General features: G+C 60.6%; 13 protein-coding genes. 1 reads left to right on the top strand and 12 read right to left on the bottom strand.

Going from position 1 to position 13,955, the window contains the following annotated elements:
* Positions 1–83 precede the first annotated feature (83 nt).
* From AC1RNA_RS15010 to AC1RNA_RS14985, 6 genes are all read right to left on the bottom strand, one after another.
* Positions 84–2,306 (bottom strand): xanthine dehydrogenase family protein molybdopterin-binding subunit, encoded by a 2,223-nt coding sequence (locus AC1RNA_RS15010; RefSeq protein ID WP_492951613.1) that lies wholly within the window; start codon positions 2,304–2,306, stop codon positions 84–86.
* A gap of 10 nt (positions 2,307–2,316) precedes the next feature.
* Entirely contained in the window at positions 2,317–2,775 is a 459-nt protein-coding gene (locus tag AC1RNA_RS15005; protein ID WP_009340502.1) for a (2Fe-2S)-binding protein, read from the bottom strand.
* Positions 2,772–4,049, bottom strand: coding sequence for a c-type cytochrome (locus AC1RNA_RS15000; protein ID WP_492951612.1), 1,278 nt, complete (start codon positions 4,047–4,049; stop codon positions 2,772–2,774). Before AC1RNA_RS15000 ends, AC1RNA_RS15005 begins: the two co-directional genes overlap by 4 nt.
* Before the next feature lie 259 nt (positions 4,050–4,308).
* Positions 4,309–4,989 (bottom strand): DUF1236 domain-containing protein, encoded by a 681-nt coding sequence (locus AC1RNA_RS14995; RefSeq protein WP_492951611.1) that lies wholly within the window; start codon positions 4,987–4,989, stop codon positions 4,309–4,311.
* Positions 4,990–5,242: 253 nt separating this feature from the next.
* The gene (locus tag AC1RNA_RS14990; RefSeq protein WP_492951610.1) at positions 5,243–6,856 is read right to left on the bottom strand and encodes a DHA2 family efflux MFS transporter permease subunit; all 1,614 of its coding nucleotides are present in this window, start codon (positions 6,854–6,856) and stop codon (positions 5,243–5,245) included.
* Positions 6,853–7,890, bottom strand: a complete 1,038-nt coding sequence (locus AC1RNA_RS14985) for an HlyD family secretion protein (RefSeq protein ID WP_492951609.1) — start codon at positions 7,888–7,890, stop codon at positions 6,853–6,855. Before AC1RNA_RS14985 ends, AC1RNA_RS14990 begins: the two co-directional genes overlap by 4 nt.
* Positions 7,891–8,390: 500 nt before the next feature.
* Here AC1RNA_RS14985 and AC1RNA_RS14980 point away from each other — a divergent pair, with 500 nt between their 5' ends.
* Positions 8,391–9,440, top strand: coding sequence for a YeeE/YedE family protein (locus AC1RNA_RS14980; RefSeq protein WP_492951608.1), 1,050 nt, complete (start codon positions 8,391–8,393; stop codon positions 9,438–9,440).
* Between the two features lie 111 nt (positions 9,441–9,551).
* On the opposite strand, the gene AC1RNA_RS14975 is transcribed toward AC1RNA_RS14980, so the two are convergent.
* From AC1RNA_RS14975 to soxA, 6 genes are read right to left on the bottom strand one after another with little or no spacing between them, the layout of a single operon-like run.
* Positions 9,552–10,058: a GlcG/HbpS family heme-binding protein gene (locus tag AC1RNA_RS14975; RefSeq protein WP_009340491.1), complete on the bottom strand. Its 507-nt coding sequence runs from the start codon at positions 10,056–10,058 to the stop codon at positions 9,552–9,554.
* Positions 10,059–10,082: 24 nt separating this feature from the next.
* Entirely contained in the window at positions 10,083–10,535 is a 453-nt protein-coding gene (locus tag AC1RNA_RS14970) for a DsrE family protein (RefSeq protein ID WP_492951607.1), read from the bottom strand.
* A 14-nt stretch (positions 10,536–10,549) separates the two neighbouring features.
* Positions 10,550–11,044 (bottom strand): DsrE family protein, encoded by a 495-nt coding sequence (locus AC1RNA_RS14965; RefSeq protein WP_492951606.1) that lies wholly within the window; start codon positions 11,042–11,044, stop codon positions 10,550–10,552.
* Positions 11,041–12,786, bottom strand: a complete 1,746-nt coding sequence (gene soxB, locus AC1RNA_RS14960; RefSeq protein ID WP_492951605.1) for a thiosulfohydrolase SoxB — start codon at positions 12,784–12,786, stop codon at positions 11,041–11,043. The genes AC1RNA_RS14965 and soxB overlap by 4 nt, the downstream gene beginning before the upstream one ends.
* 18 nt (positions 12,787–12,804) lie before the next feature.
* On the bottom strand, positions 12,805–13,116 hold the full coding sequence (locus AC1RNA_RS14955) for a hypothetical protein (protein ID WP_492951604.1): 312 nt from the start codon (positions 13,114–13,116) through the stop codon (positions 12,805–12,807).
* Between the two features lie 9 nt (positions 13,117–13,125).
* The gene (gene soxA / locus AC1RNA_RS14950) at positions 13,126–13,944 is read right to left on the bottom strand and encodes a sulfur oxidation c-type cytochrome SoxA (protein WP_048757036.1); all 819 of its coding nucleotides are present in this window, start codon (positions 13,942–13,944) and stop codon (positions 13,126–13,128) included.
* Positions 13,945–13,955: the final 11 nt, after the last annotated feature.

The following is a 13,955-nucleotide window of genomic DNA, read 5'->3' as shown; positions in this document are numbered from 1 at the left end:
CCATCCATCCGGGGCCGCCCCCGCAAAAGCAGGGCCCCAGTTTTCAGGCATGGATCAAGCTCACTTACAGGATCGTGTTGAACTCAGGTCGCGCGCAGCGCGGCCTTGACCTTTTCGGGCTTGAACGGCACCGACCGCACTCGCGCCCCGGTCGCATCGAAAATCGCGTTGGAGATCGCCGATGAAACCAGAGCGGCTGTCGGTTCACCCGCGCCCCACGGCTTTTCCGTCGGCCGGTCGATCAACTCGATCACGAGTTCCGGCAGTTCAGAGAAACGCAGGATCGGATAACTCGCCCAATCGAGGCTCGTGATCATGCCGCGGTCGAACATGACTTCTTCCTTCAGCGTGCGGCTGACGGTCTGAATCACGTTGCCTTCGATCTGCGCGCGGACGCCGTTCGGATTGATGATCTGGCCGCAGTCGTGAACCACATAGACCTTCTTGACGCGGACATCGCCGGAGGTGCGATCCACCTCGACATCGGCCACCAGACCGACGTAGGTCCGCACCAGTTCGTATTTGACGTAACTGACGCCGCGCCCCTGCACCACGTCACCCTTGATGTCCTTGCGGGGCGAGGCGCGCTTCTCCCACTTCGCAACTTTCGCCAGCCGGTCGAGCACTTCGAGGCCGCGTTTGTCGGCAGGATCGGTGTACTTAACGCGAAGCTCCAGCGGATCCGCATTCAGCGCAGCGGCGACTTCGTCGAAGAAGCTCTCATTGGCGAAGGTGTTCTGCATGCGTCCCGGCGTCCTGATCCAGGACGGGCGGAACGGCGTCGTCTCCAGTCGGTGACAGACGGTCTTGATGTTCGGAAATTTGTACCCGATCGCGGAGTCGTTGACGATGCCGCCCGGCGCCAGCTTGCCCACGACAGGACGGTCACTCAACGTCGCGGCAACCAGATCGACCATGCCGGCCGCGCCCTGCGGGATGAAGAACTCGCTTTCCCAGGCAGTGACATTTCCGGACGCATCGATATTTGCCCGTAGATCAATCAAGGTCGGTGGCCCCTTCGGATCCCAGCCGTGTTCGTCGGCACGCGACCACTGCACGCGGACGGGCTTGTCCATGATCTTCGCGAGCAATGTAGCGTCAGCCGCAGCATCTTCATGCCCGTTCCGGCCGTAGCAACCCGCACCATCGACATAGATGCAGCGTACGTCCTCGTCCGGCATCTTCATCATCATCGCAAGCTGCTTGCGCAGATTATGGGTCGCCTGCGACGCGGACCAGCAAGTCAGTTTGCCGTCCTTGAATTCGGCAATCGCACAGGACGGCCCGATCGAGCCATGGGTGTGGATGGCGAAGTCATAGGACGCCTTGACGGTCTTGCCCCCGGCAGCCATCGCGGCGGCGCTGTCGCCGATATTGCTGGTGACGTCGTCCTTCACAATCTTGGTCGAACGCACATGCTCCCAGAGCTTCGCCTGATCCGGCAAGGTTTCGGACTTCGACCACGTCGCCTTGATCTCGCGCGCGGCCCGCACCGCCGCCCATTCCGTCTCCGTCACGACAGCGAGGAAATTCCCGTCGCGAATGACTTTGACGATACCCGGAATGTCCTTGACCGAATTTTCATCGACGCTTTGCAAGGTCGCCCCGATAGTCGGCGGCCGCACCACGCTTCCATGCAGCATTCCCGGTACGCGGAAATCCTGCATATAGGTGAACTTGCCGGTGAGCTTCTCCGGAATATCGCGTCGCGCGATCGGCTTGCCGACGATCTTGTAGTCGGCAGGATTTTTCGCAGGCGCCGCCGGATCGACCTTCAGCATGAAGGCCTTGCCGCCGATCAGCTCAGCATAGGCAACCTTTCCACCACCGGATTTCGCCGTGACCACGCCATCGGCAACGGTCAGATCGTCCTTGGCGACGCCGAGCCGTTGCGCGGCCTGATCGAGCAGCACGCTTCGTGCCGTCGCGGCAGCCTGCCTGATCTGCATGCCCCCCGCCTGAATCGACAGACTGCCATAGGTCGGTCCTTGATCGGGCGTGAGAGCCGTGTCGCCCTCGATAGTGTTGACGTTCGCCAGAGGCACATCGAGTTCTTCGGCGAGGATCTGCTGCAAGCCGATCCGGATGCCGGTGCCGAGATCGACCTTCCCCGAATAAAGCGTCACCATGCCCTTGTCGTCGATGGCCAGGAACGTATCGACCTGATCGAGCGCGACCGGCTTGGCCGTCGCAGCATCGCCCGCCAGCGCAAACGCCTCGGACGGAGGCGCGAGCGAGAAAGCCACGACCAGCGCACCGGTCCCCTTCAGAACATCGCGGCGGGACGGCTTGAGATGCAGAGTCATGACAGCCTCCTCAAGCAATGGCGGCGCGCTTGATCGCGCGCATGATCGCGGCGTGCGTGCCGCAGCGGCAGAGGTTCGGCTCCATATGGCGCCGGATATCCTCATCCGTCGGATTTGGTGTCTTGTTGAGAAGCGCCTGCGCCTGCATCACCATGCCGGAGATGCAGTAGCCGCACTGCGCCGCCTCTTCATCAATGAAGGCCTGCTGCAGCTTGTTCGGCTTACCGCCTTCCATCAGGCCTTCAAGCGTGGTGACCTTGCGGTCGCCGACCGCCGTGACCGGCAGTACGCAGGAAAACGTCGCGCGTCCGTCGATGTGGACCATGCAAGCGCCACACTGTCCAAGACCACAACCGAAGCGCGGACCGTGCAGCCCGAGATTGTCGCGCAAAACATATAGAAGCGGCGTCGAGGGATCGGCGACATCGATCTCCTGCGACTTGCCATTGACATGCAGCGAAACCTTCATGGCTGGGCTCCTTCCTGCCGGGCTTTGGCGATCTGGGACTTCACGTCGGTCCATTGCGGCTGATCGGTGTAGCGTGCACGTACATATTGAACGACCGAAGCAATCTGCGCGTCCGTCAGGACTCCTGCGAATGCAGGCATGTAAGGTCCGCCGTCGGTGCGGTAGGATTCGATGCCGTGCATGACGACGCGAACGGCATTGGCGGATTGCGGTTGCTGAACGGCCGTGCTGTAGGACAATGAGATCGCCTGCGACGGGCCGACATCGTGCCTGTCGTTGTGGCACTTGGCGCAGGCGCCGTTGTAGATCGCCACCACATCGGCCGACTGGTCCGTCAGAACCTTGCCGCCGACGGGGACTGCCGCCTTCGCGTCTTCCGCCCCCGGCGAAAGGCTAGCGATGTAGGTCGCAATCGCTCGGACATCACCCTGCGATGCGCGGCCGAGATTCTTGGCGACATCGGCCATCGGTCCGGCGGCCGCGCCATGCAGCCTGTGCCAGCCGGTGGAGAGATATTCGGCCAACTGATCGACGGTCCATTTGTGTGCCGTGACAAGCGAGGCGTTCAAAGGCGGCGCATTCCATCCCTCCGCAGCGCCACCGGCATAGGCGCTACCTCTCTTCTCGCCGCCGAGTGCGTTGCGCGGCGTGTGGCAGGAGCCGCAATGGCCAAGACCCTCGACCAGATAACGCCCGCGATTCCACTCGGCGCTCTTGGTGGCATCAGGCTCCAGCCCATCGCGGTGCAGGAACAGAAGCTTCCAGCCCGCGACGATGGGGCGGAAGCTGAACGGGAAAGCGAGATCGTTGGCCAGCACGGCGTTGCGCACCGCGGGCTTGCTCATCAGGAACGCATAAATCGCGTGGATATCCGCATCCGTTGCATGCGTGAAATGATCGTAGGGAAACGCCGGATAAAGCTGCCGCCCTTCACGATCCACGCCGTCACGCATCGCGCGTTTGAATGCCTCCTCCGACCACGAGCCGATACCGGTCTCGCCATCGGGCGTCAGGTTGCTGGCGTAGATCGTGCCGAAAGGAGTGGGAATGGGCCGGCCGCCTGCATAGGCAGCACCGTTTGCGGATGTGTGGCAATCGGCGCAATTTCCGATCGCGGCAAGCTCTGCTCCGTGATCGATCGCTTTCCGATCCATTTGGGCTTTTGCGCTGGTAGCGGCCGGTGCAATGGCAGGGCGCCACATCAGCGCGTAGCCACCCAGCACAACCAGAATTCCGACAGCCACCACTGTCAGAAGAACACGACGTAGCGTCATCAGTTTCTACCCCACGGCATATCCAGGAAGTAGTCGGACGAAACTTACATGAGTTCTAAACTCATGGCTATGACGCAACGTACAAGTTTTTGTGCTGCACACGATTCATGACCGCCAGCAGGTATGCTCTCACCTGCGACGGTCCGCATTTTATCAAAAACCGGAATGTACGACGCCGCCTTGATGCGGCGGCGTTCTGGTAAGGAATCATTTCGCGCATGCGGGAGGGCTCGGACAAGCCGAACCCTCCTCACAAGCGTCAGGTCAGAATGTAGACGATCTCGTGGGTCTCAGGCGCTACGATCACGTAACGGCCTCCCACCAGAATGAACTCGTAGCCTCGCCATTCCGGATAGATCGCAATCACGCTTGCCGGGACCGGATAGAAGTGTACCGATGCCGGGACACGCGCTCCGACGGAGACGTTGAAGTTCACGTTGGTCACCGCCGTCACCTTCTCCTGCTTGATAGCGGTGGTGATCTGGGTGCGTTTCGCAGCAGGCGGCGCCGCCTTCGCGGCCGTGGCCGCGTTGCCGGTCGTCTTGCTCTCCGCGCCGGACTTCGAATCCGAGGCGGTGTTCTTGTTCATCTGTTCGCTGTTCTTACTGTCGGTTGCCGTGTGCGAGTTGGGCGACTTGCCCATCTTGTTGTCCTGCGCTTCTCGCGCATGGCCCTTGGCACTGCCTTCACCCTGCGCGCTCATGCCGCTCTTCTGCGAGCCGTGCGACTCGACAGCACCGGACGCGCCGCCTTCTGCAGCACCCTTCGCGGACGGCGCGGACATGCCGCCACCCGATGCCGCGCCTCCGACAGACGCGCCTCCGCTTGTGCCCGCTGCCGGGCTTTCACCACGGGCACCGCCCGGACTCTGCGCATTCGCCACGCCGCCAGCCATCAACACCGCGATGGCCGCCGCCGACATCAGTAATTTCGTTTTCATAATTCCCTACTCCCTTTGCTGGTCTATATGGGAAATGGGCCGCACGCAGGCGTCAGGAACGACAAAGCCCAAGCTCCGTCGCACGCTGCCGCCCACATTGAAATGGTTTAGCCTCTCGCAACCCTGTCCCTGACTTGCGGCATGAGTGTCCTCATGCAGGGAGACAAGCGGAAGAAATCATGCACGTTCCGGGTTGCAGGAAAAAAGCCGATACGCTTTACGCGGAACTTGCACAAATATCGTCCCACAGCGCCTAATGCCGGGCCGGCGCATTCATGTCGATCGATCGCAGCGTGAGAGCCAGCGGCGCCATGATTGCGCCAATGAGAGCGAGCGCCCAGAACACATCGATATAGGCCAGCAGATTGACCTGGGTTTGCAACGTCTGCGCGATGTAACCGAAAGCCTGAGCTGCTGCATCCGTCGCGCTCGATCCCTGCGCCTGAAAGAAGCGGGTCACCGCAGAAAGAGTCTGCTGATAGCCGACATCGGAAGGCACGATATGCTCGATCAAACGGCTTTGATGAAACTGCTGGCGCTGCGCCAGCAGCGTCTGGACCAGCGCCACGCCCAAGGAACCTCCAAGATTCCGGGCAACATTGATCAGGGCTGACGCCTGATTTGTCTTCTCGGGCGGCAGGCCTTCATAAGACGCTGTGGTGATGGGAAGAAACAACAGCGGCAAGCCCAGTGCGAGATAAATGCGCGACATGGCAGCATAGCCGTAGGTAATATTGCCGTTGAGGCCAGTGAGATTCCACATCGACAGTGCGGCGATCGTGGCGCCAGCAGCGATGAGGTATTTGGCCTGCACCAAGCCAATAAGCCGTCCGGTCACCGGCATCATGAAAAGCGTGACAACGCCGCCGGGCGAGAGCACCAATCCCGCCAGCATAGCCGTGTAGCCCAATTCGGTTTGCAGGAGTTGCGGAAGAATCTGCGTGGTCGCGACCACGATGGCGCCGGTGCCGAGCATCGCCAGAAAACAGGTGCCGAACTGACGCTGGCCCAACAGCCGAATGTCGATGATCGGATCATCGCATATCAACTCCCAGATCACGAGCGCGACGAGACAGGCTGCGGACACAACCGCGAACATCACGATCGTGTTCGATCCGAACCAATCGTTGCGCTGGCCTTCGTCGAGAACCAATTCCAGCGAGCCCAATCCGACGGCGACGAGAGCGAAGCCCACATAATCGACGCGCAGACCTTTACTGAGAAGCTTAACCCGCTCCGTTTCCGCGCCTGACGGCTCCTTCACCAGCGTTCCGACCAGAAATAATGACAGCAGCCCCATCGGCACGTTGATGAGAAAAATCCAGTGCCAGGAATAGGTATCGCTGATCCATCCGCCGAGCGTCGGTCCCACGATCGGCGCAACCACAACCGCGACGCCATAGATGGCAAAGGCCTGCCCCCGCTCCGCCGGCGGAAATGAATCGGCGAGGATCGCCTGCTCGCTCGTCGCCATTCCGCCACCACCCAGCCCCTGAAGAATGCGAAACAGCACGAGCGATTGCAAATTCCAGGCGAATCCGCATAACAGGGACGCCAGCGTAAAGACAGCGACGCAACTCATATAGAAACGCTTGCGTCCGATCACCGTCGACAGCCAGCCCGAGATCGACAGGACGATCGCGTTGGCGACGAGATAGCTCGTGATGACGTAGGTGCTTTCATCGATGCCGACCGCCAGCCCGCCCGCGATATAACGGAGGGAGACGTTGGCAATCGTGGTGTCGAGCACCTCCATGAAGGTGGCGATCGAAACTACGAAAGCGATCAGATAAGGATCGTGCCCTCCCGCGGCCGAACGCTCCGGCGACCAGCCGCCCGCCGATCCGTCATGAACGGCATCACTCATCGCACCTTCGTCCAGGGCACCACCGACATGCCCGGACCGATCGGAATATCTTCCGGCCAATGATCGACGACGATCTTCACCGGCACCCGCTGCACCACCTTCACATAATTGCCCGTCGCATTCTCGGCCGGCAGCAGGCTGAACGCCGTGCCCGAACCGGGCTGCACCGACGCCACGTGGCCCGTGAGCTTGCGGTCCGGATAAGCGTCAATGGTGAATTCAACATGTTGTCCCGGCCGCATGTATTTGAGTTGGGTTTCCTTGTAGTTCGCGACGATCCACACTTCATCCGGCACGAACATCATCAGGCTCTGACCTGCGGTCACGAACGAGCCGACCGCGCCGGACAGCTTCACCACGCGCCCTGCCTGCGCGGCGGTGACGCGCGTGTACTGCAGATTGAGGTTCGCCTGATTGAGTTGAGCCTGCGCCTGCTGAAGCGAGGCACGCGCGCCTTCGAGTTGTGCCTCAAGCGTTTTGACGCCGAGCTTCGCCGCGCTCAAGGCCGCGCTGCTCCGTGTCATGTTGGCTTGCTGGGACTGAAGGTTCGAGTGCGTCTGCTGCTCGTGCTGGACGGTCCCCGCTCCTTTCTGAACCAGATCTTTCGCGCGGCTTTCCTCCTGCTGAGCAAATTCAAGTTGCGCCTTGGCCTGCTCGACCTGCGCTTGGGCCTGATCGATCTGCTCGTGCTGGCTGGCGATCTGCGCCTTGATGTTATCGATATTGGCCTGCGCAACGGCGACCTGTGCCTTTGCCTGATCGACCGCATTCCGATAATCGCGATCGTCGATCCTGGCCAACAGGTCGCCCGCTTTCACATGCTGGTTGTCCGTCACCGGAACCTCGGTGACGTAACCGCCAACTTTCGCAGCAACGGAAAAGCTGCGCGCGGCAACGAACGCATCGTCGGTGGATTCGTAATCCCGGATATCGAGCCAATAGGCCAGCCCCGCAACGAGCACGATGAGAAGAAGGCCGGCGACCAGGGCCGTCAGCTTCCAATGCTCCCGCAGCCGTTCCGTCAATGACGGCACCGCCTTGTTCTTCGCTCCGTCTTCGGGGTGCCTGGCTGCTTCGCGGTCGTTCGGTGGATCCTCTGGATGCGCCTCAGGCCGCTGAGGCTTTTCCGCACGGGGCTGCTGTTCTGAGGTTCGCGCGTCCAATGAAGGCCTCGGTTTTATGGCTCCGGGAATGGACGAATGAAGCAGAACTTGGTTCCCGGCATCACCAGCCTTCCCCCATCAAGAAACTGCGTGTGGCCTTCAGGCCGTCAAGGCAAACAGCCGTGATTGACACGCCGATGGCTGCTTGCATGCATCGGCCGGGCGTTCTGCCAAAGTGAGCGGAAAACGGGGTTTTTGGACCTGAAGCCTAGGGAACGATTTTCTACGCGTTGTGAGGTTATTAGAGCATTCTTCTATTTTTTAACTTCGCTATACAATTTCATTTTTAATTTCATCGACTTATAGACCCGGCAGCATTGCATGCATAGAAAGATATTCTCCTCATCAATAATAATGGCTCGTGGATCGTCATGATCGACCTCTCGGTGGCTTCCGGCTTTGTGATCGGACTGGTGTTTGGTGTTGTCGGCCTGCTCAGCGGCTTCTGCCTGATGAGCAGCCTGCGCGACCTGTGGACCACGAACGACACCCGCAAGATCCGCAGTTACGCGACCGCGCTGGCCGTTGCGATCCTCGGCACGCAGATTCTCGCCGGTGTCGGCTTCGTCAATATCGGCACTTCAATCTACCTGCAGCCGTCGTTCTCGGCGCCGCTGATCTTCTTCGGCGGCCTGCTGTTCGGCCTCGGCATGGTGCTCGCCAATGGCTGCGCCTCGCGCGCTTTGGTGCTGCTCGGCAAGGGCAATCTGCGCTCTCTCGTCGTGATTACGATCATCGGCATTACCGCGCAGATGACGCTGAAGGGGCTGATCGCGCCGGCGCGCATCGCGTTCCTCGACTGGACCAAGACCACGCCCACCGCCGTCTCCGCTCCTGCCCTCCTGACAACGATGGGCCTCGACGACATTTCGGCACGGCTGATCGCTACGCTGATCGCGAGCGGCGCGCTGTTGATCTACGCTTTCTCGGACAAGACTTTCCGCCGGTCCTACGGTCAGGTTGCCGCAGGCCTCATCATCGGCCTCCTGGTGGTCGCTGGCTGGGCCGCGACGGGCTGGTTCGCGGCGGATGATTTCAATCCGGTGCCGGTGGCATCGCTAACATTCGTGTCGCCGATGGCGGACTCGGTGCAGTACGTCATGTTGTCCACGGGTCTCACGCTGAACTTCGGTATCGCGCTTGTGGCCGGCGTTCTGGCCGGAAGCCTCACTACCGCGACGCTGACTGGCCGTTTCGAATTTGAAGGTTATACGTCAGTCACCCATACCGGCCGCTCGATCGCGGGCGCGGCCTTCATGGGCATCGGCGGCGCGATGGCCTATGGCTGCTCGATCGGTCAGGGCCTCACCGGCGTCTCGACGCTCGCGATGCCTTCCTTCATCGCACTCGCGGGCATCCTCTCCGGCGCCGCGTTCGCGATCCACAGCAAGACCCGGCTGCTCGCGTTCGCATTCCGCTGAACGTTTACCCAGGGGCTGTCATGCGCGGGCTTGACCCGCGTATCCATCAAAAAGATTTACTTCATAAAGAAGGATTGCCGGGTCAAGCCCGGCAATGACGAATCTCGTTTTCTAAAAATCCAGCTTGTCGCGGATGGCGTCGAGGCCGGCGCGCGCGCATTTCTCGTCCTTGTCGCCGCCCGGCGCGCCCGACACGCCGATCGCGCCCAGCAGCGTACCAGCCGCTTCGATCTTCAGCGCGCCGCCCAGCATTGCGATACGCGGACGGGTTGCGAGACGCGGATCGAGCGTGCCGTCCTTGACCGAGGCCGCCAGTTGCGAGGTGTCGGCCCGGAATCCGACCGACGTCCAGGCTTTATCAACAGCTGTCTGATTGGCGGGAAGTCCCGCATAGCGATCCCGCAGCAGGACCTGGGTCTCGCCGAAGCGGTCAACCACGGCAACCGAGATCTGATAGCCATCGGCGCGGCACTGCTGGAGCGCCGCGCGCGCAGCTTCCAGCGCCACCTCAGGTGTCAGCGACTTGTACGTCACGGTCGTCTCCTCCGCCCGCGCCGCGGTCGAGACCGCAGCCGCGCAGAAGAGAGCACACACCAGACCTCGCAGCACGATACGCATTTCGACCACCCTGTTTGAGGAGCGTTACGGCTTGATGTAAGTCCAGCCCTGTTCCTGCAACTCGCTCAACCGCACCACGCCCGACGGAACGAGGCTCGCCTCCGGCACGATCGTGATGGGGTGCCCTTCCTTCTTTTCCATGCCCTGCTTGGTGTTGTTGCAGGCGGAAAATTTCACCTTGGAAGGAAATGCCATCTCGGAGATCTGCTTCAGGCGGTCCTTCACCGGCGACTTGTCGTCACGGTACATGTTCAGGCCCGGCCCGTAGGCCACTACCTCAACCTCGACCGTCTCGCCCTTGTCGCCATAGTGCTTCATGATGTTGGTGACATTGTTGAGCGCCAGATTCATCGTGGCCGGATCGGCCTGATCGACCTGGATGGCGATGCGATGCGGCTTGGCATCCGCCGCAAACGCCGCCGACGAGATTGAAAAGACGACCGCGAAGGCCGCAACCAGTTTCCAGAAAATCCGCATATCGGAGTCTCCTTTTAAGGACGAACGATGGTGTAATTCTTCTCGGCAAGAGACAGCAAGAACGGCACGCCTGCCGGAACCAGCTTGGCCTTGGGATTCATCTCCGGCCGTTTTCCGGTTTTACGCTCGATCGTCTCGAGCGTGTAACCGCAGATATTGAAGGTCACGCCTTGCGCGATGAGGCTGTCGATCTGCTGCCGTCGCGGGTTGTCGGCATTCAGCAGATCGATGCCGGGACCGAACGCCACAACCTGGACATCGATCGAATCCGGCCCGTACACTTCGAGCAGCTTGTAGGAGATACTGACGATCAGCCCCTGCTTCACCGGATCGCTGTCCGAAATCTGCAAGGCGATGCGGTGTTCGACAAAGGGCCGCTCGACCGCTTTCTCGGTGGCCGATTCAGGCCCCTTGGCATCCTGAGCATGAGCGGCACCTGCCCCGGCCATGACCGACACGCCCCAGATCAGGGCGGCCGCGATCAGAGCAAGTCCGCTTCGCCTCATCATGTCTGGCCTGCAAATCCCGGATTGTCGTCCACGCCCACGATCTTCACCTGAGAATTAGCAGATTTCGGCTTCGATTTTCCATCGCGCAGATAACTCGCGACCGTCTCCCAGACCGGCGCGCCCTTTTGCTCGTTGACCGATGCCCAGCCTGCAACCTTGTAGGACTTGGCGGGATCGAGCGCCACACCGCCGAGCTTCATGTCTGAGATGCGTTTGCCCGTCACCTCGTTCGGCGCGCAAGTGTAGGACATGCCGCCGATCCGCACCATATCCCCGCCCTGCTGGTAATATGGGTCGAGGTTGAACAGGTTGTCGCAGATGTCTTCCAGCACGGTCTTGATCTGCTCGCCGCTCATCGACTGCACGTAGACTTCTGGATAGGTCATCGCGGTCTGCGACAGGATATCGTCCATCGTGATCGGCTGACCGCTTAGCACGGTCGTGCCCCAGCGGAAGCCGGGAGACAGCGCGATTTCGGCATCGAGCTGGTGCCGCAACGCATCGCAGATCATCTCGTCCATCGTGCCGTTGAAATTGCCGCGACGATACAGAAGCCGGTCGGCGCTGGCGATGTTCTCGTCCAGCATCTTCGCATGAGGCGCGCGCAGCTTATCCACCAGAGCCGCCATCTCCGCGTCGGCCTTCAGCTCATTCGTGAACACTGGCAGCAGCCAATAGTTCACATTCTTGACGAAGCCCTTGCCGAGTTCGAGATCGAGCACGCCGAGATATTTGCCGTTCGAACCGGCATTGGTCACAAGCGTCTTGCCACCCGCATTGGCGATACTGACGGGCTGCGGCACGGCGTCATGGGTGTGGCCGCCGAGAATAACATCGATGCCGGTCACACGGCTCGCCATCTTGAGATCGACGTCCATGCCGTTGTGCGACAGCACCACCACCGCATCGACCTTCTCGGCGGTGCGCAGGCGATTGACGACCTTCTGCATCTCGTCGTCGCGGACGCCGAACGTCCAGTCCGGCGTGAAACGCTTGGGATGCGCGATCGGCACGTAAGGGAACGCCTGACCGACGATGCCGATCCGGTAATCGCCCATCTTCTTGATGATGTAGGGCTTGAACACCCGCCCGGTGTCGCGGTCGAACGCCTTGGCGTCGTTGAAAGCCGCCTCCTCCGTGAGAAAGACGTTCTGCGCGATGAACTCGCCCTTGAAGTCGGCGAGATTCTTGCGAAGCGTCTCCTCGCCATAGGTGAATTCCCAATGGCCGGTCATCGCATCGATGCCAAGCAGGTTCGCAGCCTGCACCATATCCGCACCGCGATAGAGATTGGACAGGCTGGAGCCCTGCCACAGATCGCCACCGTCGAGCAGAATGGAATGCCCGTCCGGCACCGCGCTGCGCAGCATCTTAACCAGCGTCCGCAAATGCGCGAACCCGCCCATCTTGCCGTAACGATGCGCCGCGTTCTCGAAATCGAGGAACGTGAAAGCGTACGCCTCCGGCGTGCCCGGCTTCAGCCCGAACTTCTTGAGGAAATGCTCGCCGACCAGATGCGGCGGATGCCCCTTCATCGAGCCGATGCCGATGTTGACGCTCGGCTCCCGGAAGAATACCGGGCTCAACTGCGCATGCGTATCCGTCATGTGAAGGACGCGCGCGTTACCTGACGGCTTGAAGTCGTACAGTGACGCGCCGGCGCCGCGGCCGGCACGTGGCAGCGATAGGACAGCCGGCATCGCTACCGCTAATTTTAGCAGTTCTCGTCGGTGAATCGGCATTTTAACTCTCGAAAAAAGTCAGCGAATGACCGCGTCGGGCCAGAGTTTATTTTCGCGTTCGGTTTGCGCGATGGAGGCGTTCGCCAGTGCTTCGGCCTTCTTCGCAAGGTCGGTCGCGACATCGAAGTTGCCTTCGTCCGCGGCCTTCTTCGCACCCTTCAGGGCGGCGACGGTGGTGGTCCACTGATTTCTCAGTTCGCCGGCCTTCTTGTTGGCCGCCTCGGCTTTTTCATAGGCGGCCTTGAACGTGTCGGCGGTTTCCGCGGCATGCGCGGAGGTCAGCGCCATCAAAACGGCCGCACCCGCCACGATCGATGTCATGATACGCATGGTCATCTCCTACGGCCGCGCGCCCGGGCCCGAAATGGGCAATCCGTTGGCCATGTACGACAGATAATATTCAACGTTGCGGTATTCGGGGTCCTGCGGCTTCAGCGGCACGCCACGAACCTGGCTGTTGCAGGAGGTGAAGCGGCGGCTGATCGTGCCCATCCCGCCCCATTCGGAGCGATAGATCGGCATCGCGTTCAGGATACCCAGTGCAGGCGCGAGAACTTCAGCCCGGATGTGTTCGCCCGGAGCCTGAACATGACAGCTCGCACAGGAAAAGTTGAACTGCCCGCGCCGCTGAAAGAAGTACTGCTTGCCCTTTTCATAGGCTTCCAGCGCCTTCGGATTGTTCTTCGGAATCTTGATGTCGAACGGTTTGCCGCGCGACGTGAAAGCCATATAGGCCGTCACCGCCGCCATATCGTCCTTCATGTAGTTGTAGGGCTTCTCGCCATTCTTCTCGAGACACTGATTGACGGCGACCTCGAGTGTGATGACTTCGTTCGTCTTCTCGTCGAAGTAAGGATAGTTCTGACGAACGCCGATGCCCTTGTTCTCGAAGCAGTCGGCGAACGTCTTGCCGTTCTTGAAGGGCTTCTCGAAAAGCTCCTTACCCTTGTCCAGCGCGAAATCGTAGGGCGGGAAGACTTCCTTTTCGATCCACTGCTTCCGCAATCCTTCATTCATCGAATAAGGACCGTTGACGAAGTCGTTGAGCTCGACCTTCGGAAACTTGTCCGTGAAGTATTTGCGGAATGCCTTGAAATCCTGTTCAGGCGACGTAGTCGTCGTCTCTGCCAAAAGCGGCGGCGCAAAAGCACACGTCATAACCGTCGCAA

Source organism: Afipia sp. GW821-FHT14H12, from assembly GCF_058803465.1.
The sequence above is the reverse complement of the archived record's forward strand: the minus strand, read 5'-3'. Positions and strand labels throughout refer to the sequence as shown.